Genomic DNA, 26,845 nt, shown 5'->3' with positions numbered 1-26,845 from the left:
ATGATTACATGAGTACATCGGTGGAAGGTGAGCGGGTGCGGGGCTGGTTGGCGGGGCGGTTGCCGGCCGACTGGTTCGAAGGGGAGCCGGAGGTGACGATCGATCGGGACGAGATCCTGATCGTCGGCACGATCCCGGCACCTCAACTGGAGGGCGACGTCAGCGCGTCGACCCGGTCGGCGGCCGAGGACGGCCGGATCCGGCAGTTCCGGGAGGACACCCGCGAACGCCGCATCGAGATCGCCCAGGAACTGGAACACGGCGCACGGCGGAAGGTCGCCTGGGGAGTCCGCTGCGGCGAGACCCGCACGATCTTCACGTCCCTGTCAGCCCCGGTGATGACAAGACTCCGCCAGCCCGAACGCCAGGTCCTCGACACCCTGGTCGACGCCGGCGTGGCCCGCTCCCGCAGCGACGCCCTCGGCTGGTGCGTCAAACTCGTCGCCCAACACAGCGAAACCTGGCTCGCCGACCTCCGCGAAGCCATGGCCAAAGTCCAAGACGTCCGCCGAGCCGGCCCCGACGCCACCGAGAGCTGAGCAGCGACAGCCTCGGCCTCACAGCGAGCGGAGGACCTCTTCGAAGTCGCGGAGCCGGCCTTCTCCGGTGAAGCGGTGCCGGAGTTCCTCGTCGAGTTCGAGCGCGACCATGCGGAGGGACGGCCGGCTCTGTCGCGGTCCGCGCAGGCCGCGGAGGCCGAGGTCGACCGCCTGCTCCAAATCGCCGCGGCGGGATGCCACGACGGCCAGGGCGACCCGGCTTTCGCCGATGCGCATCGGGCTGAGTTCAGTACCGTCCGGGGCGAGGTTGTCGTTGACGACGACCGAGGCGTACTGCTCGGCCAGGTCGTCGTCGCCCGCCAGCCGGTGGACGTCCATGGCGTAGTAGTCCCACTTCGCCGGATCCACCTTGAAGTGGTTGTCGGGGCGATCCGGGTACGGCAGGCGCTCGAGCAGTTCCCGTCCCGACAGGAGCAACGTCTCGAGCCCGTCCTCACCGAGCCGGGCCCTGGCCTTCGCTTCCTGCGCGATGAGCTGGACGTGCACGCTACTTTCCCGCGCCACGGCTTGCCCCTGCTGGGCTGCGGCGACCACGTTGCGGTACCGACCCTGGGTGAGCGCGAACCAGGCGGACATCTCGTACGCCCAGCCCTGGATCTCCGGATGCCCGGCTTCGGCGCCGAGTTGCTGTGCCGCGGTACGTGTCGATTCCGCGGCCGTCCGCATGCCCAGGTCGTACTCGACGCATCCAGCGAGCAAGGCGAGCCAGCCGCCGGCCACGAGGAGTTCTTGATGGGCACGGAGGCCGGTCGGCTGTCGCAGCAAGCCGCCGATGTGCTGGAGCCAGCCGTGCGCCTCCCGGCGGAGGTCGAGCGCGTCGCGGTACGAGTACTGGCAGCACAGCTCTTCGATGGTTGCCTGCAGAGCCTCCAGGGTTTGTGGAGTGATGTCGCTGGCCTGCATCCTCTGGACCAGCTCGGCCGTCTGCCACGGAGTTCGGTCGAGCCGGCTGACCACGTCACCCCGGGCGGCTGCGATCAGCTCACCGTTGGCCCGCAACGCCTCGTCGCACAGCCGCGCGAGGTCGTCGGTGGGCGTCTTCCGGCCGTTCTCGATGTTCGAGAGGTACCCGCGGCTGTAGTGCGTAGCCCGCGCCAACTCCGCGAGCGACCACTCCCGGTGCTCCCGATACTTCCTGAGCCGCCTCCCAAACCCCACCGAACCAGTGTCACCTACCACTCCGCGTCTGGTACCAAGAGCGTGGAGTCGGGGCCAAGAGACAACCAGGCGGGTGCGGCCCGATCCGGCCGCGCCCGCCTGGTTTGGGGTCCGCCGGTGGTGACCCAGGGCCGGCGGACGTCTATTTTGTTAGCGCTGGCCGCCTTGCCAGTTGCCGTTGTCGCCCTGCCAGGCTCCGTTGGAGCCGGTGCCGTCCCAGTTGCCTTGCTGGGGGGCGCCATGGGTGGCGGGGTACTGCTGGGTCTGGTCGGCCTGGGGCTGGTCGGTCGCGTAGCCGTCCTGGCCGGTCTGGTAGCCGTTGTCCGGCTGGTACGCGGTGCCGTCCTGGCCCTGGTACGCGGTCTGCTCCTGGTAGCCGCCCTGGGCGTACTGCTGCTCCTGGTACTGCTGGGTGGTGCCGTTGGCGTTCGCGGCGGCCATCGACTGGCCGCGTTCGAACAGGGTGCGCAGCGCCTGGCCGGCCATCTCGCGGCCCCCGAGGCCGAAAGCGAGGCCGAGGGCCAGCGCGAAGCCGCCGAGGACGATCAGCAGCGTGTTACCGGTGAGCTGGACCGCGATCCCGAGCTGGGTGAGCGCGGCGAACACGGCGTACACGAGGATCGCGTACCGGCTGACCTTGGCGAGCGTCTCGTTCCCGGTGGCGCCGCGGACGATCGCGGCCAGGAAGTTCGCGAACAGGGCGGCCAGGCAGACGATCACGATCGCGGCGAAGATCCGCGGGATGTAGCCGAGCATGTCGCTCATGAAGTTCGAGATCTCCGGTACGCCGAGCGCGGAGGCGAACATCGTGAAGCTGATCAGGAAGACGAACCAGAACACGATCTTGCCGAGCATCAGCGACGCGGTCAGCCCGGTCCCCGATCTCTGCAGGACGCCGGAGACCCCGGCCCGGTCCATCCACTGGTCGAAGCCGACCTTGCCGAGCAACCTGCCGACCAGGTTGCCGAGCAGCTTGGCGACGAAGTACCCGACGACGAGGAGGACCAGGCCGCCGAGCAGGTTGGGGACGAATCCGAGAAGTTTGCCGAAGGCATCTTCGAACGGCTGGGTGAAGTCGACAGCCAATACGGACATCGGGACTTCCTCTCCGGACTGGCCCGCATCCGATGCCACGCAACCCGCCAGCGCGACCACGGTCACGGGCGGATGCAGTGGTGTCGATCCTCTCGTGCCCGGTGGACGGAACGGCAAACGGGCATCGGGCAACGAAAAGTGTTTGCATAAGGCAATCACCAAAGACCGTGAACACTCCTGACCCGGCGACCGAACCGGTTCAGGGAGCTGAGATGCTGCCCCCATGACCGATGTCGTGATCCGTACCGCCACCCGCGCCGATCTCCCCGGGATCGTCGCGATGATCGCCGACGACCAGCTCGGCGCGGCCCGGGAGAGCCTCGACGACCTGACCCCGTACGAGCGCGCCTTCGCCGAGATCGACGCCGACCCGAACAACCTGCTGGTAGTTGCCGATCGCAACGGTGAGCTGGTGGGGACGTTGCAGCTGACCATCATCCCCGGGCTGTCGCGCCAAGGTTCGTCGCGCGGCCTGATCGAGGCGGTCCGGGTCTCCGCGGCGGCCCGCGGTACCGGGCTCGGGACGACGCTGATCCGCTGGGCCATCGAGGAGTCGCGGTCCCGCGGCTGCAGCCTGGTCCAGTTGACCTCCGACAAGACCCGGACCGAGGCGCACCGCTTCTACGAGCGCCTCGGCTTCGTCAGCTCCCACGAAGGGTTCAAGCTGAAGCTCAGCTGACCTTGGCCGCCGGTGCGGTCCAGGTGTTGCACGACTTCGGATCACCCGAGGCGAAGGCGGCACCGGTCCAGGCCTCGTTGCTCTCCGGCGAGCCGTGGTCGAACGGCGGCTCCTCGTCGCCCTGCTCCTGGAGGATCGAGAAGTAGACCAGCCGCTCGCCGGTCAGGTTGAGAGTTCGCCTGTTCGCACCCTGGAAGACGGCGCCCAAGCAGGTCGCCTGGAGCTCCATCCGGCGGGTGTCCGGCCAGAGCGCCTTGCCCGACAGGCCGTCGGTCCGGCTGTCGAAGAACCCGAGGATTCCGGTGAGGTGCTGGACGTGGTGCCCGTACTCGTGGGCGAGCACGTCCAGGACCTCGATCCGGATGGGGGTCTGGTCCGGGTCTTCGTCGGCGTAGTACTCCCAGTCCAGGTAGATCGCCGAGTTCTCCGAGCAGTAGAAAGCGCTCGCGTCGTCGGCCTGACCGCACGGTGACACGTGGTCAGCCTCGACGATCTGCACGGTGGGTGGGGCGAAATAGTTGCCGGACCGCTCGATCGACGGGCGCCAGGCGCGATTCAGGCACGCCACCAGCACGGTCGAGTACCGGCTGATCGCAGTCTTCGTCGCCAGCCTCTTGGTGGGGAGGGTGCACGACGTCCTGGCCAGGCGTCCGGTCGAGTAGAGCCGGTTCCGGACCAGCGTTTCGTCGACCGAGGTGGACACCGTCGACGCCTTCGAGGACGGAGGCGGCGTGGTCGGGGTCGCCGAGGCAGTTGCGCTGGGCGAGCTGGAGGGGATCGCCTGCGTCGGCTCAGCGTTCGCTCCGCAGCCGGCCAACGTCAAGACAGCGGCGAGGAGCACCAGGAGGCGAGGCATCAGCTGACTTTGGCCGGTGGTGCGGTGAAGGTGTTGCAGGAGGCTGGGTTCTGGCTTGTGAAGGCCGGGCCGGCCCAGAGCCAGTGGTTCTTGCGGCTGCCGTGGTCCCTCTTCTTCTTCGGGTTGTACTCGTCGCCGCTGTGCTTGACCTGGTACTGCCAGAGGTCGAGTTTGCGGCCGGTGAGGCCGAGGGTGGTCTTGTTGGCGCCCAGGAAGACGGCGGCGAGGCAGCCGGCCTGGAGTTCGACGCGGCGGCGTTCCTCCAGCTTGGCGGCCTCGGTGGTGGCCCAGCCTTCCCGGGAGTTGGCCGAGATGAGGATGTTGGTGAGCAGCTGGACATGGTGGGCGTACTCGTGGGCGAGCGTGTCCAGCATGTCCACCCGGGCCCCTTCCCCGTTGATCCGGTAGTTCTTCAGGTCCTGGTCCGCGCGCATCGTGATCGTCTCGTCCTTGCCGCAGTAGAAGGCGAGGTCGGTCTCCCCCGGGCACGCGGTCTGGCCCTTCGCGTACAGCACCAGCTTCGGGGCGCGGAACGGGTACCCGGCTTTGCGGACCAGCGGCGCCCACGTCTTGTTCAGACAGGGCAGCAGCGCCCGGTAGTACCTCAGGATGGCGTCCTCGGAGAGCGGTTTGATCGCCGGTTCGACGCAGCGGACGGACCGGAGCTTGCCGACCGCGTAGAGCTTGTTCTGCTTGACGCGGACCGCATCCGGTACCGGCTTGACCGTGACCGTCACGGTGGGCTGCGGTGGCGCGGGCAACGGCGGCTCGGTCTGCTTCACCGACGGCCGGGCGAGCGGATTCGCCACCGTGTCGTCGTACGAGTCGATCAGCCGGACGCTGCCGTATCCCCCGGCGGCGACGGTGAGCAGGACCAGTACCGACAGGCCCGCGATCAACGGCTTCGAGAACCGCCGCGGCGGCTTCAGGTCGGGCGGTTGGGCGGAGAACTGCGGGGCGCCGCGGGTCGAGGCGGAGTGCCAGCCGACCGACTGGACGCCGCCGCGCTGAGTGGTCCGGGTAAGCGGCGTCGCCGATGCGCCCGGCATCGGCGCGGGCGGCGGCGTACCGAATCCGGTCTGCCCCGGCTCGGTCGGAAGCGGCGCGGCCTTGCGCAGCTTGGGATCCAGCGGTCGCCGGACGGGCTGCGCCTTGCCCAGGGCCAGGGGCTGACGGGTCGCCTGGCGGGGCGTTCCCGTGGTCCCGTCGGTCGACTCACCGGCGCCACCGGGGAGGAAGTGACCCGGACGGGGGGTCGCCGGGTCCGGCGTTGCGGGTGTCGGCTCGTCGGCCATCGCTCGTTCCCCAGTCCTCGTGTCTCAGCCGACCTGGCCGGCCGCTGCGACGAAAGTGTTGCAGGAACCCGGATCCGCCGCGCCGAAGCCTCGGCCCCGCCACAGCTCGACGCTCTTGCGGGACCCGTGGTCGCGCACCTTGTCCTTGCCGTCCTCGTCGCCGTAGTGCTTGCTGCGCCACTGGTACTCCGTGAGCAGCCGGCCGCGGATCGGGAACGTCCGCTGCTCCGCGCCGAGGAACACCGACGACAGACAGCTCGCCTGCAACGAGAGCCGGCGGAGCTGCTCGAGCCGGGCCGCCTCGGTGGGCGCGCTGTCGGCCAGGTTGTCGGACGCGGTGAAGATGCCGGTCAGGTTCTGCACGTGGACGCCGTAGACGTACCCGAGCGCGTCGGCCATGTCGACCCGGGTCAGCGCGTTGTTGCGCTCGTACTGGCCGGCCAGCTCCTGCCACGGCATCGCCACGCTGCCGCCGTCGGCCGGGCAGTACGAGGCGAGCTTCCGCTGCACGCCGCAGGCGGTCTCCTGGCCGTCGTCGAAGATGATCAGCCGTGGTGCCCGGAAATCGGCGCCGGCCTTGCGGACGGCCGGCTCCCACGCCTTGTTCAGGCAGGTCAGCAAGGTCTCGTAGTACGCGCGGACGTTGTCCTTCGAAGTCGGCCGGTACTGCGGCTCCTTGCAACCGACGGACGGCAACCGGCCCACGGCGTACAGCTTGTTCTGCCGGGTGAGCTCGGGATCCGAGACCGACTCGCCGGCCGCGTCGGTAGCCTGCGCGTCGGCGGGTACGTCGGTCGGCCGGAGGGACGGGGTCCCGAGCGGGTTGGCGACGAAGTCGTCGTAGGACGAAAGCAGCTGGGTCCCGAGCGCGACGCCGCCGCCGATCAGGACCAGGACGCCGGCCACGATCGCGGCGATGAGGGCCTTCGAGGTCTTCTTCGGCGCGAACGGCAGCGGATCGGGCGAGTACAGCGCCTTGAACGCGGCCGCGGCCTTGTCACCCGGTGGTGGCGGGCCGAGCCGGGACCCGCTGAGCAGCGGTGGTCCGTCGGGCGCGTTCGCCCCCAGCCGTGGCGTCGGCGCGGTCAGCGGAACCGTGCCAGGCCGCTGTTCGGGCTGCGCCGTCTCGGCCGGCACGGTAGTCGGTTCGGGCGCGTTGCCCGGCAGGAAATGACCGGGCTTCGGAGCCCCATCGGTTGCCATCAGTACTGCTTCTCCCCAGTTCGCGGCCGCACGGCCGGACCCACCCCAAAGAACGAACGCGGCCGCGCCACCCCCAGGCCGAACCGCCGGAGAATGGTACGCCCTCGGTGAGGTCCGGTAGTACTGGATTGCAGCTATCGACATCGGCGCCGGACAGAGCGGAGTACGGGATGAGCGTGCTGGACACCTTCGGACTACGGGATCGGCGAGCCCTCGTCACCGGTGGTAACCGCGGTCTCGGCCGAGCGTTCGCACTCGCGTTGGCCGAAGCGGGCGCCGACGTCGCGATCGCGGGCCGCGACGGCGACCGCAACGCGCAGGTCGCCGACGAGCTGACGGACCGCGGCCGCCGCGGGCTCGCGATCCAGGCGGACATCACCCGGCGGGACGAGGTCACCGCGATGGTTGCCGAGGTCACCGACGCGTTCGGCGGCGTCGACATCCTGGTGAACAACGCCGGACTGGCGATCCACCGACCGGCGCTCGAGGTCCCGGACGACGAGTGGCAGCAGGTGATCGACCTCAACCTGACGGCCCTGTGGAACACCAGTACCGCGGTCGCGCGCGGCATGATCGACGCCGGCGGCGGGGTGATCGTCAACGTGGGCAGCATGTCCGCACAGATCGTCAACCGGCCGCAGTGGCAGGCGTCGTACAACGCCTCCAAGGCCGCCGTCCACCACCTGACCCGCAGCCTGGCCGCAGAATGGGCCCCGCACAACATCCGCGTGAACGCGATCGCCCCGGGCTACGTGAAGACCGACATGGCCCCGGTCGACCGGCCCGAGTTCCGCCGGAACTGGATCCTCGACGCACCCCTCCAGCGCTACGCGACCCCCGAGGAGATCGCCCCCTCGGTCGTCTACCTGGCCAGCCCGGCCTCCGCCTTCATGACCGGCTCCGTCCTCCTCATCGACGGCGGCTACTCGGTGTACTGACCCCGGCCGCGCGTGATTGCCCACGGCAACCTGGACGCCGCTCCGAAAACCGGTTGCAGGCCGGACATCGGGACCGATTGGGTGCTGGGATGGACAGTTTCGCGCGGGCGGAGTACCCGTTGGCTTCGAAGTACGACTCCGAGTGGGTCCTTTCACTCGACATGGGGCCGCATCCGTTGTGGTTGCTGGAGGATCTGGCCCGGGACCTCGATCTGAAGCCGGGGATGCGGGTGCTCGATCTCGGCTCCGGGAAGGGGGCGACGAGTGTCTTCCTGGCCAAGGAGTTCGGCGTCCAGGTGTGGGCCGCGGATCTCTGGGTCGACCCGGGTGAGGCGGCGGCGAACTTCGCCGGGCTGGACATCTGCGCGGTGAAGGCGGAGGCGCACGCGCTGCCGTTCGCGCGCGGGTTCTTCGACGCGATCGTCTGTATCGACGCCTACGAGTACTTCGGCACCGCGGACGGGTACCTCGCGTACCTGACCGCCTTCCTCAAGCCCGGCGGCCAGCTCGGGGTGGCGACGCCGGCGCTTCGGCGGGAGGTCCGCGAGCTCGGCGAGATCCCGGCGCACATCAAGAAGGTCGTCGGCTGGGAGGCGATCGCCTGGCACACCGCGGACTGGTGGCGGTTCCAGTGGGAGATCACCGAGCTGGTCGACGTCACCGCGGCCCGGCTCCAGGAGACCGGCTGGCAGGACTGGTTGCTCTGGGCCCAGGCCACCTCCGCGTCCGGCGACACGCCCGATCCGGTGCTGGCGATGCTGGAGGAGGACCAGGGCGAGTACCTGACGTTCGCCCTGCTCAGCGCCCGCAAACGCGCCGCGTCCTGACCCCGTCGTCCGCCGGGCGAGTGGGGCGGGGTTGGTCCGGCGACGGCGCTGCGGAATGCTGGGGGCATGAGCTGGGCTATCTATGCGATGCGCGGGCCGGGTGGAGTGCGGCGGCTCGAGGAGATTCCCGAGGGCTACGAGCCGCCCTCCCTCGGGACCGCGGCGGACGTGGTCGAGGTGGTCCGCGAGGTGGTACCGACCGTGGACGCGAGCAAGCGGTCCTGGTTGCTGCTGCAGGGTGACGACCACGACTTCGAGATGTCCATCGGCAAGGGCGTCGAGATCCGCGACATCACCTTCTACCTGAACGACGGGCCGCGCTCGATCCCGCTGGTGATGGAGATCAGCCGCCGGCTCGGCGTGACACCGTACGACACCGAGTCCGGCGACTTCCTCACCGAGGAGTCCCGGCCGCCGGTCCCGCCGCCGCTGACTGAGGAAGAGATCAAGGCGAACAAGCCGAAGTGGTGGAAGTTCGGCCGCAAGTAGCCGAGTCGGTCAGGCCGGGCGGGTCGCGGTCAGGACGGCGATCTTGTTGATCCGGTGTTCGGGGTTGCCGAGGGCGTCCTTCCAGTAGTTGCCCTGGGCGTGGTCCTCGGGCGTCGCGCAGGTGGACAGGGTCAGCATCGCGCGGGTCGGCCGGATCCCGGGACGGCCCGGGACGGGTGCGTTCTGCGCGGCGATCTCGGCCGGGCGGCGGAACGAGATCGTCATCGTCCGCACGATCACGTAGTCGTACACCGTGCCGTCCGCGGTGACGAGGACGTGGTCGCCGGTACGGAGTTCCGGAAGACGGCCGAGCGGGCGGCCGTGGGTGGTGCGGTGACCGGTGACGATGAAGTTGCCGATCTCGCCCGGTCCGACGCCACCGCGGGGTCCGCGCGGTGAGGCGAGGACGCCGCGATCCTGGATGACGGTGCCGGGACGGTCGTCGGCGGTGCCGGTGTACGCGACGACGCGCATCCCGGCTCTGCGCAGCTTCGGGATGCTCACCCGGACAGCGGTCGCCGGCCGCCGTACCGAAGGCGTGACCGTCGGCGGCGAGGTCCTCCCGGGCGTCGATGGCGGCGGCGAGGTGGTCGGGCCGGTGGAGGGCGTGCTGGACCGCGTCGGCGGCGGAGTCCCGGCCGATGGTTGGTCCGCGACGTCGGAGCAGCCCACGGTGACGCTCGTGACGACGGCGGTCAGCGCGCACGCGCCGTACCAGCGCCTCAGCATGGATCGCACGCTAGGCCGCGGCGCCGAAAGCGGGGCGAAAGTCTCAGACCGGGGCGTGCTCCTTCAGAATCGCCATGAACTCGCGCATCCAGCCCGGGTGGTCGGGCCACGCGCGCCCGGACACCACGGTCCCGTCGACCACCGCGTCACCGTCGACCCACTCCCCACCGGCGACGTTGATGTCCGTCGCGAGCGCCGGGTACGCCGAGGTCTTCCGCCCGTCGAGCAGGCCGGCCGCGGCCGGGATCAGCGGGCCGTGACAGAGCTGCGCCACCGGTTTCGCCTCGCCGTAGAAGTGCTTCACGATCCGCTGGCAGTCCGGGTCGTTGCGGATGTACTCCGGCGCCCGCCCACCCGGGATCACCAGCGCCACGTAGTCCTCCGGGTCCACGTCCGCGAACGCCACGTCGGCCGGCCAGCTGTGCCCGGGTTTCTCGGTGTACGTGTCGAACCCGTCGACGAAGTCGTGCACCACGAACTGCAGCTTCTTCGCGGTCGGCGCCGCCACGTCGACCTCGTACCCTTCCTCCTGCAGCCGCTGGTACGGGTAGAACACCTCCAGCGTCTCCGCGGCGTCCCCGGTCAGCATCAGTACCTTCGGCATCACGCCCACCCCTTAGGAGTTAGCCCTTTTCGGCCAGCCTCCGCCGCCGTCCGACCCCGGTCAACCCCCTCGTTCCTCGATCAGGAGTGATGCGGGACCGAGTCGGAGGACGCCGTCGGTGAGCGGTTCGGTCCGGATGCCGCCGTGGCCGCGGAGGGCCTTGAACGCACCCTGGGCGACGGCGACGTCCATCCACGCGCAAGGGTTGGCCGGCCGATGCGCCTGGAACCGGACCGGGCCCGCACCGGAGTCCAGCGTGAACGCCTTCCCCGGGACGCGCTCGCCCGATGGCAGCCGGCGCACGGCGAGGGTGTCGACCGGGAAGCCGCGCACCACGACGTTGCGGCGGACGAGGTGCGGATCGGGGACGGCGGCCAGGCCGAGCTGGTCCGCCACGGTCGTGAGGGCGTCGGCGTCGAAGAACGTGACCGCGGCCCGGCGGTGGACGGGCTGGTTGAAGTAGCGGTCACCGACCAGCCCGAGGCCCGCGCGGACCGTCACCTCCTCGACGGCGCCGAGCCGGGGATCGGCCGCCGGACCGTCCTGCGGGCGGCCCTCGTAGGCGTGGACGGGCGACACGACCAGCGCGACGATCTCCACCTCCATCCCCTGGTTGTACCATCGGCGCGCCTCTGCGGACCGGGTTCGCCGGAGGGTGAAAGTGGAAGGTGATGATGAGCGTCGACCAGCTACCCGCCGAGCGGGACGAGTGCAAGCCGTGGTGCAGCCCGAAGCACTACCGGTTCTGCGGCGGGCCCTGCTGCCCTCATCTGCATCCCGAGGACGCGCAAGACAAAGACGCCAGGCGAGACCCGGCCCGCCCCTCTGGCCGCACTCGCACTGGCGTCTGAATCCACCTGAAGTGATGCACCCCGTCAGTGCCCAGGGGTACTCGGTCGCATGCGCCGGCAAGCTTGTGAACTGGATCACGCTCTACGGAACCGCTGGAGTCAGCGGCGGTTGGCGACCTCGAACGCGACCACGGCCGCGGCGACCGCGACGTTGAGCGACTCGACGCCGTTGGACAGCGGGATCCGCAGGTCGGTGTCGGTCCGGACCGAGATGCCGTGCGTCTCGCCGCCGAGCACGAAGACCGAGCGCGGCGCCAGGTCGGTCCGGAACAGCGACTGCCGGGACCGCGCGGACAGCCCGTAGACCTGGTATCCGGCCGAGCGCAGCGCGTCCACCGCGCCCTGGGCGGTCGGCGCGTTCACGATCGGCGCCTGGAACGCGATCCCGGCCGACGCCTTGATCACCAGCGGGCCCACGTGCGGCGTGCCGGCCCGCGGCAGGATCACGCCGTCGAACCCGGCACCGGTCGCGGTCCGCAGGATCATCCCGACGTTGCCGGGGTTCGTCACGCCGTCCAGCAGGAACACCTTGGTCGGCCGTTTGCCGCGAGCGCGGACGAAGTTCTGCAGCGGCGTCATCCGCGGCGCGTCCACGTCGGCGACGACGCCCTGGTCCTGCTTGCCGTTGCCGGCCAGCCACTTCACCCGGGTCGACGAGGCGCGCTCGACCGGCGTCCCGAGCCGCTTGGCCGTGGTCAGGATCTCGTCCAGCGAGTGGCCGCCGGCGTTGTCGGCGACGACCACCTTGGCGACCGACAGGGCCGGGTCGTTGAGCGCCTCGAGCACGGGTTTGCGGCCGTAGATGGTGATCCACTTGTCCCGCGGCGACAGCTCAGCCCGGTCCCCGCCCTCGTTCTTGCGCCGACTCACCGCGCCACCCTACCGCCGCCTCCCACCCACCTGACGCAAGTGATCGACGCGCGCCCGAGACGCCCGGGTACGTCGGGAGCCCGGACACGCACCACTCCACAACTTCTGCGGCCCGGCGACGGCTCACCGCGGGAGCCCGCGACGCGACGGCATAGCCGAGGTTAGTGAGTGCTGGCGGTCCGCCCGCTGAGACCGGGCGGTTTTCTGCCGTCCCGGCCAACCTCCGAGCCGGGAGCAGGCATCTGACTGTGCGTCACCACTCGCCGGGTGACACGACGCTTGGGGGACATGGGTGGGCTGGGACGACATGAGGTTCCACGTACTCGGACCGGTCGAGGTGGTCGCGTCCGGGCGCACCGTCGGTACGACGAGTCGCGGGCGGACCGTCCTCGCGGCCCTGTTGCTGCGCGCGAACGCCGCGGTGTCGCGGCACGAACTGGTGGACGCGGTCTGGGAGGACGAGCTGCCGGCCAACCCGGAGGCGGCCCTGCAGACCACAGTGTCGCGGCTCCGCTCCGCGTTGAACGGAGACCGCGACCTGATCCGTACCGAGCCGAACGGCTACCGGATCTGCGTCGGCGCCGAGCAGCTCGACCTGTTGCGGTTCCGGCAGTCGGTCGAGGAAGCGACCCGCCAGGGGGATCCGGCGACCCGGGTCCGGCAGCTGGTGGACGCGCTGGAGTTGTGGCGAGGCGATCCCCTCGGTGGGCTGCCCGCGTCGGCGCTGGTCCGGGACAACGCGCCCGCGCTGATCGAGGAACGCCTGCACGCGGTCGAGCTGCTGACGGCCGACCAGCTCGAGCTCGGCCGGCACGCGGAGATCATCGCGGAACTCACCTCGCTGGTCCGCCGGTACCCGGGCCGCGAGCGCCTGGTCGCGGCTCTGATGACAGCGCAGTACCGAGCCGGGCACCAGGCCGAGGCGCTCGCACTGTACGAGCAGGTGCGGATCCACCTGGCCGAGGAGTTCGGGGTCGATCCCTGTCCCGAGCTGCGCAGTCTCCACGAGACCCTGCTCCGTGGACCCAACCTCACGAACCTCCCGCTGCCCCCGGCCCTCCAAACGCTGCCCGGACAGACTCCCCTCGGCCAGGCACCACCGGCACGGGCAACATCGACGACCGACGATCTCCGGCCACGTCAGCTGCCGACCGACGTCGCCCGCTTCACCGGACGCGCATCCGCCCTCGCCGCCCTGGACGCGCTGCTCCCGAGCCCGGCCGCGCAGGACACGGGTACCGATGGTCCGCCGATCGTCATCGCGGCCGTCGACGGCACCGCGGGCATCGGCAAGACCGCGTTGGCCGTGCACTGGGCGCACCGCGTGCAGGCGTACTTCCCGGACGGCCAGCTCTACCTGAATCTGCGCGGCCACGGACCAGGTCTCCCGGTCGAGCCGTCGAACGCCGTGGAGACCATGCTGCGCTCCGTCGGTATCTCGGAGCAGCGGATCCCCTCGGACCTGGACGGCCGCTCCGCCTTGCTCCGGACCGTGCTGGCGGGCAAGCGGATGCTCGTCCTGCTCGACAACGCGCAGGACGCTGCCCAGGTCCGGCCGCTCCTTCCTGGGTCCGGCAGCCTCGTCCTGATCACCAGCCGGGTCCAGCTGCACGGGCTCGCGGTCCGCGAAGGCGCGCGCCGCTTGACCCTCGACCAGTTCCCGCGGACCGAGGGGATCGAGCTCCTCACCGGCATCATCGGCCCGCGGGCGCACCACGATCCCGCCGCCGTGGCAGAGCTCGCCGACTGCTGCAACGGCCTTCCGCTCGCCCTGGTGATCGCGGCCGAGCGCGCGACCCGGACACCGAACGCCCCACTCGGCGAACTCGTCGCCGAACTGTCCAGCGAGCGCCACCGGCTCGACGTCCTCGGCTGTGGCGACGACGCGACCGCGGATCTGCGCAGCGTCTTCTCCTGGTCGTACCGTGCCCTCTCCCCCGAACCGGCCGCGCTCCTTCGGCTGCTGGCGATCTTTCCCGGCGCCGATCTCGGCGTCCGCGGGGCGGCGGCGCTGGCCGGGGTACCGCGGGAGGAGGTGCAGCCGTTGCTCGATCAGCTGGTCGGTTCGAGTCAGCTGCACAACCGGCAACCTGGACGGTACGAGCTGCACGACCTGTTGCGGGCGTACGCGGCCGAGTTGGCGGATCAGCACGACTCGGCCCGGGTCCGTGAGACCGCGCTGCGCCGGGTGGTCGAGTGGTACCTGCACACCGCGGTGAACGCGCGGCCCTGGTTGCAGCCGAGCGAATCGCAGATCGCGGTGCCGAGGGCGACCGTCGTACCGCAGGGGTTCCCGGACGCGCGGGCCGCACTCGCCTGGCACGAGGCGGAGAGCCACAACTTCGTCGCGGTCGCGCGGCTGGCGTACGAGCTCGGGTACGACGCGCTGTGCTGGCGGATCGCCTACGCCACCTGGATCGGCCTGCACGTGTCGAACAGCTGGGAGGACCTGCTGACGCTGCACGAGATCGGGTTGTCGGCCGCCGAGCGCTGCGACGACGCGGTCGGCCGAGGACACATGCTGAGCGGACTGGGCAGCGCGAGTCGCGGACTCGGACAACTCGACGCGGCGATCGGCTACCAGCAGGAAGCGCTCCGCGTCTTCAAGGCAGCGGGCGACCTGGACGGCGAGGCCACGGCACTCAACAACCTGTGCGCGGCCTGCCGGGACGCCGGCCGGTACGACGAGTCCCTCATGTACGGGCGGTGCGCACAGGCGATCGACAAGGCGGCCGGCGAGGTCGGCAACACCGCGATCTCCACGTTCCAGATCGCCCGCACCCTGATCGCGGCCGGACGGTACGCCGAGGGCGTCGCTGTCGGCACCGAGGCACTGGAGCTCTTCCGCAAGGTCGCACACCGCCGGGGCGAGGCCCGCGCGCTGCACGAACTCGCGACCGCGTACGCCGGGCTCGGCCGCTACCGGACCGCCACGGAGTCCACACGCGACGCACTGCGCATCCTGGGTGAGCTGGGTGATCGCGCGCATCAGGCGTCGGCGCTGAACCAGCTCGGCGATCTCCTACTCGCGGACGGCCGCTCGGACGAAGCGGAAGCCGCATGGCAGGACGCGCTGACTCTCCTGCAGCTCATCGGCGACCCCACGGCGACCCGGGTCCGTACCAAGCTGCTCCGCGCGGCCGGCTGACTACAGCAGCGCGCCGGTGTCGTCGGAGCCGAAGTCCCAGAGCCCGGTGAGCGTCGGGTCCTGCCGGAGCTTGGCGAGGGCGCGGCTGGTCTGGCTCTTGACCGTGCCCACCGAGCAGCCGAGCGCGTCGGCGGTGGCGGCCTCGGTCAGGTCCTCGAAGTACCGCAGCACGACCATCGCCCGCATCCGGCGCGGCAGCCGGGCCAGCGCCGCGAGCAGGGCCGCACGCCGGTCGCTCGCCTCGTACTCCCCGGTGACCGGCCGCTCCGGCACCACCTCGGCCGTGAACTCGCGCTTGCCGCGTTTCACCCGCCAGCCGGCCCGGAACGTGTTGACCAGCACCCGGCGGACGTACGCGTCCGGGTCGTCGGCCTCGATCCGGTGCCAGGACCGCCAGGCCTTCGCCAGCGTGGTCTGGACCAGGTCCTCGGCCAGCCCGCGGTCCCGGGTGAGCAGGTACGCGGTGCCCAGCAGCTGCCGGTACCTGAGCGTGACGTAGTCGGTGAAGTCGACGGTGACCGTGGCCGGGCGGATCCCGACCCCGGCGAGGTGGGCGACGGTCTGGGCGCTCACAGTTACCTCCTGGAGTGAGCGGTGTGCTCATCCTGAGGATTCCGGCTGCCGCTTTCACCTCGCTGTCACTCGGCTCTCAACCGCGACAGAGCGGTCAGAACAGCCGGCCGACCTGGTCCGCGGCCGGCTCCTCCAGGCCCAGCAGCGCCTGCTTGCGCCGCAGCCCGCCGGCGTACCCGGTGAGCTTGCCGTCCTTCCCGACGACCCTGTGACAGGGCACGACCACGGACAGCGGATTGCGCCCGACCGCCTGGCCGACGCGCTGCGCGAGAGACCGATCACCGAGGCGCTGCGCGATCTCCCCGTACGTGGTGGTCGCGCCGTACGGGATCTCCGCGAGCAGCGCCCAGACCCCGCGCTCGAACTCGTCCCCCACCGCCCGCAGCGGCAAGTCGAACGACTCCCGCCCACCGTCCAGGTACTCCGCCAGTTGCCGCGCCGCCGTGGTCAGGACGGGGTCGGACTCGACCACGACCTCGTCGCCCAGGTGTGCCGGGTCGGGCTTGACCCAGTGGCCCGGGAAGTAGACCCCGGCGAGCGCGTCCCCGGACGCGACCAGGGTGACGTCGCCGAGCAGGGTGGTCGTGACGATCGCGTGCCGGTTCCGCATGGTGCACTCCTCGCATTCGCTGTGCTGTCTCCGGGAGTGGAACGCGCTCCGGGCCCACCGTGTGAGGCCGGCCAGTACCCGTACCGAGGGTCAGGTGCTGAGCTCTTCACAGAGGTCCCAGGCGGCCTGACGGAGCAAGGCCGCGGTGTCGGCGTCCACACCCTTCGCCACCACGTCGAGGCCGACCGGGTCCTCGCCGAGGAGGCTGACGAGGAAGACACACGCCGCGAGGTACGTCCCGGCGGGTGCGGGGTGGCTGTTGTCGGCGTCGTGCAGGAGCGGGTGGTCGTACCTGGCCAGGAACCGCTCCCAGACCATCCCGACCGGGACGACGGTCGCACCGACCTCGGCACCCACACTCGCGTACGCCGTGGTGATCGCCTGCTGGGCTTCGGGGGCGTTCCGGCGGGCCCAGGTCAGGTAGAGCGCCGTCGTCGCGCCGGCCGCCTCGATAGCGGTGTGGAAGTCGCGGACGCTGTCTTGCATCCGGGCCGCGTTCGTGACCGGCAGCGTGCTCTGCTCCTGCAGGACCACGGTGTCGTACTCGCCGTCCGCGATCGCCGCGAGCGCCGTCCCGGCGTTGAGGTGCTGGCGCAGCGACGCGCCGCCCGCGGAGATCAGCCGGTGCTCGATGGTCGTCCCGCGCTGCGCGGCCAACTTGGTCAGGAGTCCGGGCAGGTTGTTCCGCGAGGTGAAGCTGTTGCCGACGAACAGGATCCGCACCGCCCGACCGTACTACGCGAACCCGCCGCGTGACCCGGTCCGGCTACCGGACGTTGACAGGGCATGAACATTCACGGGGACATCACCACCGAGCCGCCCGCTCCGGATCCGGGACTGGCGGCCGCGACCCTGGCCGCCTTCGCCCACCGGCACGAGGTGGTCCACCTGCTGTACGCCGCCCAGAACGAGGCCGACGCGCTGCACCGGATCGCCGACCTGCTCCGGGTCGACCAGACCACCGTCCACCGCATCCTCGACCAGCCCCTGCGCAGCCTGCTCCCCGAGCACCGCGTCACCCTCGACCACCTGGCCGCCCAGCCCGGCTACCCCCAGGCACCTGCCGCGCCGGCCTTGACGCCCGCGGGCCAGCCCGCCGAGCCGGTCGTCCCGCCCGGCCGGCCCGCACACACGTCCACCGGTCAGCCCGTGCTCACGCCCAGTGGTCAGCCCGTGCTCACGCCTGGCGGTCAGCCCGTCGCGGGCCCGCCGGCCGCCGACTGAGATCAGTCCGGCGGGTTGCCCCGGTGGTCGACCTCGGCGACGAAATCCTCGGCCAGCCGCCGGAGCTTGACGTTGCGCTGCTGCGACAGCCGGGTCAGGAACGCGAACGCCCGCTGGTCGGTCAGCTGGTACCGCTCCATCAGGATCCCGATCGCCTGGCCGATCGTCCGCCGGGTGCGCAGCGCCTCCCGCAGGTTGTGGACCTCCAGCGCGTACGAGATCGCCAGCGCCGACTGGTGCCGGAACAGCTCTCCGATCGAGCCGAGATCGGCGAAGGCGCCGAGCGTGCGCGAGTACAGGTTCAGCGCACCCTGGGACTTCGGCGCGTCGAAGAGCCGCAGCCCGGCCTGGGCCTGGATCCCGTCGGCCACCGCGACCGCGGCGTACCGCGGGAACCGGTCGTCGGCGGCCAGATCCGGCGACACCACGTGCACCGTGTCGACGGCGGCCTGGTAGCACGGTCCCTCCTGGAGCTCGTACTGGGCCTTGTCCAGTTCCCACAGCAGGGCGGCGGTCGGACCGGCCGTCTCCAGCCGGCCGTCGGCGTGCTTGACGGTGATGCTGGCATAGTCCACCGAGGGCAGGACCTCGACCGCGGCCGCCGTGATCCGGCTCAGCGTGTGGTCCAGGTCGCCCGGGGTCAGTGACGAGGACAGCCGTTGCGCTGCCGACACCAGTCCCTCGTCGTCCATGGCCGCCGGGTACCCGGATCACGGCCGAGCTAACAGGTCAGCCCTTCACGCCGGTCAGGGTGACGCCTTCGACGAAGTACCGCTGGAGGACGAAGAAGATTCCGATGATCGGCAGGATCACCACCAGCGACGCGGCCATCAGGTACCCCCACTGGGCCGTGTAGGTGCTCTGGAATCCGGCCAGGCCGAGGGCGAGGGTGAACTTGCTGTCCGAGGTCAGGTAGAGCAGTGGGCCGAGGAAGTCGTTCCAGACCCCGATGAAGGTGAAGATCACCACCACCACGACGACCGGTTTCGACAACGGCATGATGACGCCCCAGAACACCTTCCACGGGGTCGCGCCGTCGATGTAGGCCGCCTCGTCCAGCTCGTACGGGATGCTCAGGAAGAACTGCCGGAACAGGAAGATGTTGAACACCCCGCCGCCGGCGCCCGCGAACCAGGCCGGCACGGTGAGCGGGACGAACGTGTCCAGCGCGCCGATCGACCCCCACATCACGAAGGTCGGGATCAGCGTGACGGCGTACGGCAGCATCACGCCGGTGAGCAGCAGCCCGAAGATCAGGTTCCGGCCGCGCCAGCGCAACCGGGAGAAGCTGAACGCCGCCAGCGCGCAGGTGATCACGGTCCCGGTCACGACGATCACCTCGATGATCATCGTGTTCAGGAAGTACCGGGCGAACGGCTGCGCGGTGAGCGCCTCGGCGAAGTTCGACCAGGCGAACGGCCGCGGGATCCACTCCGGCGGGGAGACGAAGATCTGGTTGTCGGTCATCAACGCGCTGCGGACCAGCCAGAGGAACGGCAGCAGCATCAGCAGGCCGCCGGCGGTCAGCACGATCCAGATCACCGACCGGCGGCCCACCTGTCCGAGCCCGACCGGCCGTGGTGCCTGCCGGCGGCGCGGCGCCCTGGTCCGCGGCGGCTCGGGCCCGGCGGACGCCGGGGCGGCCGGGGCTTCCACGGGGTTCATCGAGCGCCTCCGATCTCGTAGTACACCCAGCGGCGGGCGTTGCGGAACAGCAGCACGGTGATGACGAGCACGATCACGAACAACACCCACGCGAGCGCGCTGGCGTACCCGATCTCGCTGTCGGTGAACGCCTTCGTGTACAGGTAGTACAGGTAGAACTGGGTGGCGTTGTTCGGTCCGCCGCGGGTCATCACGTACGCCTGGTTGAACACCTGGAACGTGCCGATCACCCCGGTCACCAGGTTGTAGAAGATCACCGGCGTCAGGAACGGCAACGTCACGTGCCGGAACCGCGCCCACGTCCCGCCGCCGTCGATCGCGACCGCCTCGTACAGGTGCCGTGGTACACCCTGCAGCCCGGCCAGGAAGATCACCATCGCGTTGCCGAAACCCCAGGTGCTCATGATGATCAGCGACGGCACCGCGGTCCGTTCGCCGTAGATCCAGCTCGACGTCGGCAGGCCACCCTGGCGGAGCAGGCTGTTCAGCAGGCCGAAGTCGGGGTTGAAGATCCAGATCCACAGCACCGAGCTGGCCACGGCCGGCACCAGCGTCGGCAGGTAGTACACGGTCCGCCAGAACGACTTGCCGCGGATGCCCTGGTTGACCAGCAGCGCGACCACGAAGCCGATCAGCAACGTCAGCGGCACCACGCCGAGCGTGTAGTACGTGGTCACGTTCAGCGACTTCCAGAACAGCGGGTCGTTCGCCAGCCGGTCGTAGTTGCCGAGGCCGACGAACCGGGCGGGCGCCCCGATCCGCCAGTCGGTCAGGCTGAACACCAGCGAGGCCACCATCGGGCCGATCGTGAAGATCCCGAAGCCGAGGATCGCCGGCGCCGCCAGCAACAACCCCCAGCGCCGCTCGGACTGGGCCAGGTCGGGCGAACGCCGCCACCGCCGACCGGCCGGCGGCCCCGTGGCCACCGCCGGATCCGCGGTCGCCATCAGGTGCCGTCGGTCGGGTAGGCGCCGCGGAGCAGTCCGCCGTTGAGCTTGGCGGCCAGCGGCTTGAGCACCTCGGCCGCGGGCGTCCTGCCCTGCTGGATGACCTCGATCGCCGGCGTCAGCACCTTGTCGATCGCCTCGATGTTGCGCAGCTTCTGGTAGAAGTACGGCGCCGAGTTCTTCATCGTGTAGTCGATCGCCGCGGTCCGGTACTCCGGCGGGTGTGCGTCGTTCTTCGTCCACACGTCGATGTCGGCCTGGTCGGTGTAGTACCGCTTCTCCAGCGGCATCCACAGCCCCGAGGCGAACAGGTCCACCTTGGTCGGGTTGTCGTGGTACAGGTACAGCTCGACCGCTTCCTGCTCGTGCTTGGTGGAGGAGAAGATCGCGGTCGCGCCGCCGAGCGTGATCGTCATCGGCTTCTCGTACTTCGGCAGCACGCCCATCCCGAAGTCCAGGTCGCCCTGGCTCAGGTCGAGCAGCGTCCACTGGCCGTCGATCACCATCGCGACCCGGCGGGTCTTCAGCTGCACCGTGGTACTCGGCGCGTTGTTGCCCAGTTGCGCGGGGGTCGGCGCGACCCGGTGCTCGAACATCAGGTCCGCGAGGTCCTGGAACACCTTGATCGCCTCAGGGGTGTCCAGCATGCTCCTGGTCGCGGCCTCGTCGGTGAAGTTGATCCCGCGGCTCAGCAGCAGCGGCTGCCAGACGGTCGCGCCGAGCCCGGCCGAGGCGCCGTACTGGCGGATCCGCTTCGGGTCGAAACCGTCCTCGTCCGGGTGCTTGCCGTTCTGGTCGACGGTGAGCTTGTACGCGGTCTCGACGAACGTGTCCCAGCTCCACGCCTGCTCCGCCTCGGCCGGTGGCGGGCTCACCCCGGCGTCGGCGAAGGCGGCCTTGCTGTACCAGAGCGACATGATCTCGTTCGCGCTCTGGGTGCCGTAGGTCTTGCCCTTGTCCCACCAGAAGTAGGCGCCGGGCAGCCGGTTCGCCAGGTCCGGGTACTTGTCGAAGTACGGGTAGAGGTTGACCAGCTTGCCCTGCTCGGCCAGCCGGTACCCCATCGGCGACTGCATGTAGCACAGGTCGGGCTGGCGGTTGCTGGCCACCAGCGCGTTCAGCTTGGTGTCGTAGTCGGCCGGGGTGTAGACGGGTTTGACGGTGGTGCCGGACCTCTCCTTCTCGAAGTCCGCGAGCATCTTCGCGATCGCCTTCTGCTCGGCCGTCGAACCCCAGAACATGAACTGGAGTTGCTTGCCCTCGGCATCGGATCCGGAGCTGTCCAGGCCCTTGCCGCCGCAGCCGGCGAGGCCGGCGACGCCACCCAGGGCGGCGAGCTGGAGCAGCCGGCGGCGGCCGATCGGGGTCGGTGCTGACATGGTCCCTCCTCGGTGGTGTGGTTCAGCGGCCGAACTCGGCGACGTCGACGCGCGTCCAGCGCTCGAACGAGGCGATCGTGGCCTGGGCGATCTGCAGGGCGCGCCGGCCCGCGGCCGCGGGGACCGGGGGCGGGTCACCGGCCCGGAGCGCGGTCAGCACCGCCTCGACGTGCCGGTCGAAGGTGCCCTCGAACGACCGGGCCTCGTCGTTGAAGTAGCCCGGCTCCCAGACCCGGGTGGTCTCGTCGCCGGCCCGGGACAGCGTCAGCCGGCGGATCGTGTCGTGCACGGTGGCCCGGCCGGTCGTGCCGTTGACCTCGATCAACTGGCTGTCCGGATACGCGTACGACGAGTCGTAGCTGCCGAGAACGGTGCCGACAGCCCCTGATTCGAAGGACAGCGCGAGCGCGACCGTGCTGTACGCGCCGTAGGTCTTGTCGGTCAGCTGGGCCGCGACGGTCCGGATCGGGCCGCCGAGGTGTTCGAGCATGTCGAAGCCGTGGCACTGGGTCTCGATCAGGTTCGCGTGCGGCGACGGACCACGGTTCGCCTCGCCACCGAACCGCCAGGTCAGGAACACCAGGTCACCGAGCTCACCCGCGTCGATCGCCGCCTTCGCGCGGACCACCGGTTCGGCGTACCGGTGGTTGAAGTTGATCCCGAAGAAGAGGTCCCGTTCGGCGGCCAGTGCGAGCAGTTCGTCCGCCTCGGCCAGGTCGAACACCAGCGGCTTCTCCACCAGCAGGTCGACCCCGGTCTCGATCAGGGCGCGGGTCGGGGCGAAGTGCTCCTCGTTCGGCAGACAGACGGTGACCAGGTCGGGCCCGGTCTCTTTCACCATCGCGGCCAGATCGGTGTATCCCGCGGTGCCGTACTCCGCGGCCCGGCGAGCGGCCGACTCCGGTGTCCGGGCGGCGATCGCGACCAGCTCGCAGTCGGGCCGGCGGGAGAAGATCCGGGCGTGCTGGCGGCCCCAGCCACCGGCGCCGACGACGGCGATGCGCAGCTTGTCGGTCATGCGGCCGGCTCCTGGGTGACGACCACCTTGCCGGTCTCGCCCGCGAAGAACAGCCGGAACGCCTCGTCCACCTCGGTCGCGGGCACGCGGTGGGTGATCACCTGGCCGATGTAGTCCTGGTGGCGCCGCAGCAGGTCGAGGTTCTCCGGCAGCTCGTCGAAGCGGAAGTACTCGCTGCCGACGACCGCACGCTCGGGGGCGATCAGGTCGGCCGACACGTTCAGCGTGATCCCCTCGCCGTGGCCGACGCAGATCAGGCCGCCACGTTTGCTGCTGGCCGCGAGTGCGAGGGTCCGGGCGGCTTCCTTGCCGGACGAGTCGAAGCTCATGTCCGGCGCGGCTCCGGCGATCCCGGCCTGGTCGTCGGCCGCGAACGTGACCGCGCCGAGGTTCTCGGCGAACTTGCGCCGCCAGCCGCTGACGTCGGACAGGTACACCGGGAAGTCGGTGCCGTACCGGACCTTGGCCATCACCAGCAGCCCCAGTCCGATCGGACCGGCGCCGGCCACGAAGATGCTCTCGATGTCGGGCCGGAGCAGCGCCGCCCGGCCGAGTGCGTGCGAGCTGGTGCCCATCACGTCGAGCAGCATCGTGGCCAGGCCGAGGTCCAGGTCGTCGCCGATCGGGAAGAAGTTGGTCTCGTGCACCAGCGCGTACGGGCCGTACCCGCCGTCGGTCGACTGGCCGACGTCGGCGCGCTTGGCGAAACACTGGTTGGTCGCACCGACCAGGCAGCTGCGGCACTCGCCGCAGTAGTCCATCAGGTAGATGACCCCTCGGGTCCCGACCGGCACCGACGAGCCCGGGCCCGCCTCGGCGACGACGCCGGCGGCCTCGTGCCCGGGGACGATCGGGCTGCCGTCGTAGTACTCGTGCCGGTCGGTGCCGCAGATCGCATTCGCGGCGATCCGGATCCGGAGTTCTCCGGGGGCGGGGTCGCGGTAGGTGTGATCGGCCCACTCGATCACGGCGTTGCCGCGGAATCGGGGAACGAGAGCGGAAACGGGCACGCCAGACTCCTTCGCTCAGCAGCGCGGACAGGTCGCCGAAACATCCCGGCAACATGTTTCCTCACTGTAGGGACAGTGGCTGCGATGGTCAACACTCAAACGACCCAGCAGAACGGAAACGAGCCACCGGGCGGGTACAGTTGTTTCCGGAAACGAATCCGGGAGGTCGGTTGAAGGGCGAACGTCGGGCCACGGTCCGCGATGTCGCGGCACGGGCGGGGGTGTCCCCGGGCACCGTGTCGAAGGCGCTGAACGGGACCGGCCAGATCAGCGAGGCGACCCGGGAACGGATCCGCGCGGCGGCCGAGGAGATCGACTTCCGGCCGAACGCGCTGGCCCGGAGTGTGTTCGAGCGGCGCAGCTACACGGTCGGGATGATCACCACGGACAGCTTCGAGCGGTTCAGCGTGCCGGTGATGCTCGGCGCCGAGGACGCGCTCGGCGCCGGCCGGATCTCGGTGTTCCTCTGCGACAGCCGCGGCGACCCGATCCGGGAGCGGCACTACGTCGACGTCCTGCTCGGCCGCCGGGTCGACGGGTTCATCGTCACCGGCCGCAGCTCGAACCGGCGACCGCCGCTCGCGGGCGCCGGCGACGTCCCGGTGGTCTACGCGCTCACGCCGTCCGCGGACGAGGCGGACTGCTCGGTGGTCGTCGACGACACCACCTCGGGCAGCGTCGCGGCCGAGCACCTGCTCCGGATCGGCCGGACCAGGATCGCCCACGTCACCGGACCCGACCACTTCGACGCGACCAAACGCCGGTACGACGGGTTCGCGGCCACGCTCGCCGAAGCCGGGGTCGAGCCGACCGGGAACGCGATGTTCGGCGGCTGGACCGAGGCGTGGGGCCGGCAGGCGACGCATATCCTGCTGCGCGCGCATCCCGAGATCGACGCGATCCACTACGGCAGCGACCTGCTCGCCCGGGGCGGCGCGGACGCCCTGCGCGAGGTCGGCCGCCGGATCCCCGAGGACGTGGCGATCACCGGTACCGACAACTGGGAGCTGATCGCCGAGGGCGCGCGGCCACCGCTGACGTCGGTGGACCTGCGACTCGCCGACGTGGGCCGGGTGGCCGCCCAACGACTGCTCGACGCGATCGAAGGGCGGCCGCACTCGGGGCTCGAGCAGGTTCCCTGCCAGCTCGTGGTCCGCGCGTCCACCGACGAGACGGCTGGCTGACTCAGCCGAGCAGCGGAAGCCACACCTTCATCGGACCCACCTCGCGGTTCGCCCACTGGTAGTACGGCACCGCCCGCACCGGGACCGCGTCACCGAGCGGCGCGGGTTCCTCGGCGTACAGGCCGTCGGGCACCGTCTGCACGGCACCGGTCGCCTCGATCGCGGGCGGCCCGTCCGTCGTCGGCCGCTCGGTCAGCCGTGTGCCCGTGAGGACCAGGTCGTCGACGATCACCCCGTCCGGTTGGTCGACCTGCTCGACCGTGTACAGCAACGGGCCGCGGCAGATCGCCACCGAGCCCCGGATCCCCTCGACCCGGGGATGCCCGTGCACCAACCACGGCGCCATCGGCAGCGACACGACGAGGCGGTCCCCCGGCTGCCAGACCCGGCTCACCTTGGCGTACGACCCCGGTACGCCGGGCACGACGTCGTCCTGGACGGTCACCTCGGCACCGTGCGCCCAGGCCGGAATGCGAACCGCGATCCCCGCTTCCGCCGACGGCGCCTCTGTCACGGTGACCACGACGCGACCGCTCACCGGGTAGTCGGTCGCGATGTCGAGCTTCAGCCACCCGGACTCCAGCTCCACCTCGACCGAGCCCGCGGCGTACTGGTGGAGTTGCACGGCCGAGGTGGTCGAGGTGGCGACGTAGTGCTGGAGCGAGGCGAACGTACGCATCAGGTTGGTCGGGCAGCAGCTGGTCCCGAACCAGGGCTGCCGGCCGTTGCTCGGGGCCCGGTTGTCGGCGTCGTCGGAGTTCGCCCGGACCTGCAAGGCGTTCACGTAGAAGTACTTCGACCGATCGAGCGAAACCCCTGGCAGGACAGCGTTGTAGAGCTGCCACTCCATCAGCTCGGCGTACTGCGCCTTGCCGGTCGCGAGCAGCAACCGCCAACTCCACTGCAGCCCCGCGACGGCCGCGCACGTCTCGCCGTACGCCACGTCGGCGGGCAGCTCGTACGGATTGCCGAAGGCCTCGCCGTCCCACCGGCTGCCGAGTCCGCCGTTGACGTACATCTTGGTGCCGACCATGTTCCGCCACTGCGTCTCGAGCTTGCCGAGCAGGTCGGTGTCGCCCGTCTCGATCGCGACATCGGTCGCACCGGCGGCCAGGTACACGGCCCGGACCGCGTGGCCCTCCGGCGCCGTGGTCTCCCGGACCGGGATCCGGTCGGAGAGGTAGGCCGCGCGATGAGCGTTGCCCGGGGCAAGCAACGACCGGCCGTGCGCGTCCACGAAGTACGAGGCCAGGTCGAGGTACCGGCGCTCGCCCGTCGTCCGGTACAGCTCGACCAGCGCGAGCTCTGCGACCGGGTGCCCGCAGAACCCTTCCCGCCGGCCGGGCCCGAGGCCGAACTCACGGTCGAGGTGGTCGGCGGCCCGGCGGGCGACGTCGAGGAGCTCGGTCCGCCCGGTCGCCCGGTACTGCGCGACGGCGGACTGGATCATCGCGCCCATGTTGAAGATCTCGTGGTCGAAATCGAGCTGCCCGTACCGCTGGTCCCGCTTGCCCAGCTGCACGAACGTCCCGAGGTAACCGTCCTCGGCCTGCGCCGCGGCGATCACCTCGGTGTACGACTTCAGCCACTCGGCGAGCCGGTCGTCCTCGGTCCGCGCGGACTCCCAGGCGACGGCCTCCAGCCACTTGTACGCCTCGCCGTCCTCGTAGTTCGGCCCGTGGTACTCGGCCCCGACGGCGCCGCGCGCGACGTTGCGGTAGTTCTCCCAGGCCTGCTGCTCGTCGAGGTGCTCGGCGCCTTCGGGGATCGACACGGCCGCGTTGCTCGCCTGCACCTCCCCGAGGAAGCTCCCGGCCAGCCGCACCGCCCGCAGCGGGACCGGCCGGAGCACCGTCCCGGCCACCGGCGCGGCCGGCCCTTGCCCGACGGACCCGAGCCCAACAGCTTGCACAGACGACATCAGCACGCTCCT

27 protein-coding genes are annotated in these 26,845 nt (G+C 70.4%); 8 read left to right on the top strand and 19 right to left on the bottom strand.

The genetic code is table 11. From position 1 onward, the window contains the following. Nucleotides 1-8 precede the first annotated feature (8 nt). Nucleotides 9-539 (top strand): hypothetical protein, encoded by a 531-nt coding sequence (locus tag FB561_RS14395; protein ID WP_145806922.1) that lies wholly within the window; start codon nt 9-11, stop codon nt 537-539. 18 nt (nt 540-557) lie between these two features. On the opposite strand, the gene FB561_RS14390 is transcribed toward FB561_RS14395, so the two are convergent. After that, nucleotides 558-1,718 carry a helix-turn-helix domain-containing protein gene (locus tag FB561_RS14390; RefSeq protein WP_145806920.1) on the bottom strand — a complete coding sequence of 387 codons (1,161 nt, stop codon included), beginning with the start codon at nt 1,716-1,718 and terminating at the stop codon, nt 558-560. Between the two features lie 150 nt (nt 1,719-1,868). Then, on the bottom strand, nt 1,869-2,813 hold the full coding sequence (locus FB561_RS14385) for a mechanosensitive ion channel family protein (RefSeq protein WP_145806918.1): 945 nt from the start codon (nt 2,811-2,813) through the stop codon (nt 1,869-1,871). 223 nt (nt 2,814-3,036) lie between these two features. Here FB561_RS14385 and FB561_RS14380 point away from each other — a divergent pair, with 223 nt between their 5' ends. Beyond that, the gene (locus tag FB561_RS14380; RefSeq protein ID WP_145806916.1) at nt 3,037-3,492 is read left to right on the top strand and encodes a GNAT family N-acetyltransferase; all 456 of its coding nucleotides are present in this window, start codon (nt 3,037-3,039) and stop codon (nt 3,490-3,492) included. Here the strand turns inward: FB561_RS14380 and FB561_RS14375 are convergent. From FB561_RS14375 to FB561_RS14365, 3 genes are read right to left on the bottom strand one after another with little or no spacing between them, the layout of a single operon-like run. Next, the gene (locus FB561_RS14375) at nt 3,485-4,348 is read right to left on the bottom strand and encodes a neutral zinc metallopeptidase (protein ID WP_145806914.1); all 864 of its coding nucleotides are present in this window, start codon (nt 4,346-4,348) and stop codon (nt 3,485-3,487) included. The two genes, FB561_RS14380 and FB561_RS14375, sit on opposite strands and share 8 nt — an antisense overlap. Next, nucleotides 4,348-5,643: a neutral zinc metallopeptidase gene (locus FB561_RS14370; RefSeq protein ID WP_145806912.1), complete on the bottom strand. Its 1,296-nt coding sequence runs from the start codon at nt 5,641-5,643 to the stop codon at nt 4,348-4,350. The genes FB561_RS14375 and FB561_RS14370 overlap by 1 nt, the downstream gene beginning before the upstream one ends. Before the next feature lie 24 nt (nt 5,644-5,667). Continuing rightward, nucleotides 5,668-6,846, bottom strand: coding sequence for a neutral zinc metallopeptidase (locus FB561_RS14365; protein ID WP_145806910.1), 1,179 nt, complete (start codon nt 6,844-6,846; stop codon nt 5,668-5,670). Nucleotides 6,847-7,016: 170 nt separating this feature from the next. Between FB561_RS14365 and FB561_RS14360 the strand changes: the two genes are divergently transcribed. The 3 genes from FB561_RS14360 (at nt 7,017) to FB561_RS14350 (ending at nt 9,100) form a co-directional block, all read left to right on the top strand. Continuing rightward, nucleotides 7,017-7,784 (top strand): SDR family NAD(P)-dependent oxidoreductase, encoded by a 768-nt coding sequence (locus FB561_RS14360; RefSeq protein WP_145806907.1) that lies wholly within the window; start codon nt 7,017-7,019, stop codon nt 7,782-7,784. Nucleotides 7,785-7,873: 89 nt separating this feature from the next. Continuing rightward, complete coding sequence (locus FB561_RS14355) at nt 7,874-8,611, top strand: SAM-dependent methyltransferase (protein WP_145806905.1); 738 nt, start codon at nt 7,874-7,876, stop codon at nt 8,609-8,611. Between the two features lie 66 nt (nt 8,612-8,677). Further along, nucleotides 8,678-9,100: a hypothetical protein gene (locus FB561_RS14350; protein WP_145806903.1), complete on the top strand. Its 423-nt coding sequence runs from the start codon at nt 8,678-8,680 to the stop codon at nt 9,098-9,100. A gap of 9 nt (nt 9,101-9,109) precedes the next feature. On the opposite strand, the gene FB561_RS38615 is transcribed toward FB561_RS14350, so the two are convergent. The 4 genes from FB561_RS38615 to FB561_RS14330 all read right to left on the bottom strand — a co-directional run bounded on the left by FB561_RS38615 (nt 9,110) and on the right by FB561_RS14330 (nt 12,154). Next, nucleotides 9,110-9,829 (bottom strand): class E sortase, encoded by a 720-nt coding sequence (locus tag FB561_RS38615; protein ID WP_238334815.1) that lies wholly within the window; start codon nt 9,827-9,829, stop codon nt 9,110-9,112. 43 nt (nt 9,830-9,872) lie between these two features. Further along, entirely contained in the window at nt 9,873-10,433 is a 561-nt protein-coding gene (locus FB561_RS14340; RefSeq protein WP_145806901.1) for a DJ-1/PfpI family protein, read from the bottom strand. Between the two features lie 60 nt (nt 10,434-10,493). Beyond that, nucleotides 10,494-11,039, bottom strand: coding sequence for a molybdenum cofactor biosysynthesis protein (locus FB561_RS14335; RefSeq protein ID WP_145806900.1), 546 nt, complete (start codon nt 11,037-11,039; stop codon nt 10,494-10,496). Nucleotides 11,040-11,383: 344 nt separating this feature from the next. Further along, nucleotides 11,384-12,154, bottom strand: a complete 771-nt coding sequence (locus FB561_RS14330) for a TrmH family RNA methyltransferase (protein WP_145806898.1) — start codon at nt 12,152-12,154, stop codon at nt 11,384-11,386. A 307-nt stretch (nt 12,155-12,461) separates the two neighbouring features. Between FB561_RS14330 and FB561_RS14325 the strand changes: the two genes are divergently transcribed. Next, nucleotides 12,462-15,302 (top strand): AfsR/SARP family transcriptional regulator, encoded by a 2,841-nt coding sequence (locus FB561_RS14325; RefSeq protein ID WP_145806896.1) that lies wholly within the window; start codon nt 12,462-12,464, stop codon nt 15,300-15,302. On the opposite strand, the gene FB561_RS14320 is transcribed toward FB561_RS14325, so the two are convergent. From FB561_RS14320 to FB561_RS14310, 3 genes are all read right to left on the bottom strand, one after another. Further along, nucleotides 15,303-15,875 (bottom strand): SigE family RNA polymerase sigma factor, encoded by a 573-nt coding sequence (locus FB561_RS14320; RefSeq protein WP_238334814.1) that lies wholly within the window; start codon nt 15,873-15,875, stop codon nt 15,303-15,305. Nucleotides 15,876-15,969: 94 nt separating this feature from the next. Next, a complete protein-coding gene (locus tag FB561_RS14315) occupies nt 15,970-16,485 on the bottom strand; it encodes a methylated-DNA--[protein]-cysteine S-methyltransferase (protein ID WP_145806894.1) in 516 nt (171 codons plus the stop codon). Nucleotides 16,486-16,575: 90 nt separating this feature from the next. Further along, complete coding sequence (locus FB561_RS14310; RefSeq protein WP_145806892.1) at nt 16,576-17,208, bottom strand: SGNH/GDSL hydrolase family protein; 633 nt, start codon at nt 17,206-17,208, stop codon at nt 16,576-16,578. A 63-nt stretch (nt 17,209-17,271) separates the two neighbouring features. Between FB561_RS14310 and FB561_RS14305 the strand changes: the two genes are divergently transcribed. After that, nucleotides 17,272-17,709: a hypothetical protein gene (locus FB561_RS14305; protein ID WP_145806890.1), complete on the top strand. Its 438-nt coding sequence runs from the start codon at nt 17,272-17,274 to the stop codon at nt 17,707-17,709. A gap of 2 nt (nt 17,710-17,711) precedes the next feature. On the opposite strand, the gene FB561_RS14300 is transcribed toward FB561_RS14305, so the two are convergent. Genes FB561_RS14300 through FB561_RS14275 form a run of 6 tightly spaced genes read right to left on the bottom strand, consistent with a single transcriptional unit; the run spans nt 17,712 to nt 23,728 of the window. Further along, on the bottom strand, nt 17,712-18,401 hold the full coding sequence (locus FB561_RS14300) for a GAF and ANTAR domain-containing protein (RefSeq protein ID WP_145806888.1): 690 nt from the start codon (nt 18,399-18,401) through the stop codon (nt 17,712-17,714). 37 nt (nt 18,402-18,438) lie between these two features. Beyond that, nucleotides 18,439-19,374: a carbohydrate ABC transporter permease gene (locus FB561_RS14295; RefSeq protein WP_145806886.1), complete on the bottom strand. Its 936-nt coding sequence runs from the start codon at nt 19,372-19,374 to the stop codon at nt 18,439-18,441. Further along, on the bottom strand, nt 19,371-20,300 hold the full coding sequence (locus FB561_RS14290) for a carbohydrate ABC transporter permease (protein ID WP_238334813.1): 930 nt from the start codon (nt 20,298-20,300) through the stop codon (nt 19,371-19,373). The genes FB561_RS14295 and FB561_RS14290 overlap by 4 nt, the downstream gene beginning before the upstream one ends. Nucleotides 20,301-20,320: 20 nt before the next feature. Next, nucleotides 20,321-21,700 (bottom strand): ABC transporter substrate-binding protein, encoded by a 1,380-nt coding sequence (locus FB561_RS14285; protein ID WP_145806883.1) that lies wholly within the window; start codon nt 21,698-21,700, stop codon nt 20,321-20,323. 22 nt (nt 21,701-21,722) lie between these two features. Continuing rightward, nucleotides 21,723-22,718 (bottom strand): Gfo/Idh/MocA family protein, encoded by a 996-nt coding sequence (locus FB561_RS14280; RefSeq protein ID WP_145806880.1) that lies wholly within the window; start codon nt 22,716-22,718, stop codon nt 21,723-21,725. Then, nucleotides 22,715-23,728, bottom strand: coding sequence for an alcohol dehydrogenase catalytic domain-containing protein (locus tag FB561_RS14275; protein WP_238334812.1), 1,014 nt, complete (start codon nt 23,726-23,728; stop codon nt 22,715-22,717). The genes FB561_RS14280 and FB561_RS14275 overlap by 4 nt, the downstream gene beginning before the upstream one ends. A gap of 170 nt (nt 23,729-23,898) precedes the next feature. On the opposite strand from FB561_RS14275, the gene FB561_RS14270 reads away from it, so the two are divergent. Beyond that, complete coding sequence (locus FB561_RS14270; protein ID WP_238334811.1) at nt 23,899-24,912, top strand: LacI family DNA-binding transcriptional regulator; 1,014 nt, start codon at nt 23,899-23,901, stop codon at nt 24,910-24,912. 1 nt (nt 24,913) lies between these two features. On the opposite strand, the gene FB561_RS14265 is transcribed toward FB561_RS14270, so the two are convergent. After that, nucleotides 24,914-26,833 carry a glycoside hydrolase family 127 protein gene (locus FB561_RS14265; RefSeq protein ID WP_145806876.1) on the bottom strand — a complete coding sequence of 640 codons (1,920 nt, stop codon included), beginning with the start codon at nt 26,831-26,833 and terminating at the stop codon, nt 24,914-24,916. Nucleotides 26,834-26,845: the final 12 nt, after the last annotated feature.

The organism is Kribbella amoyensis (assembly GCF_007828865.1).
Classification (GTDB): Bacteria; Actinomycetota; Actinomycetes; order Propionibacteriales; family Kribbellaceae; genus Kribbella; species Kribbella amoyensis.
This window is presented reverse-complemented; position numbering and strand designations above follow the sequence as displayed.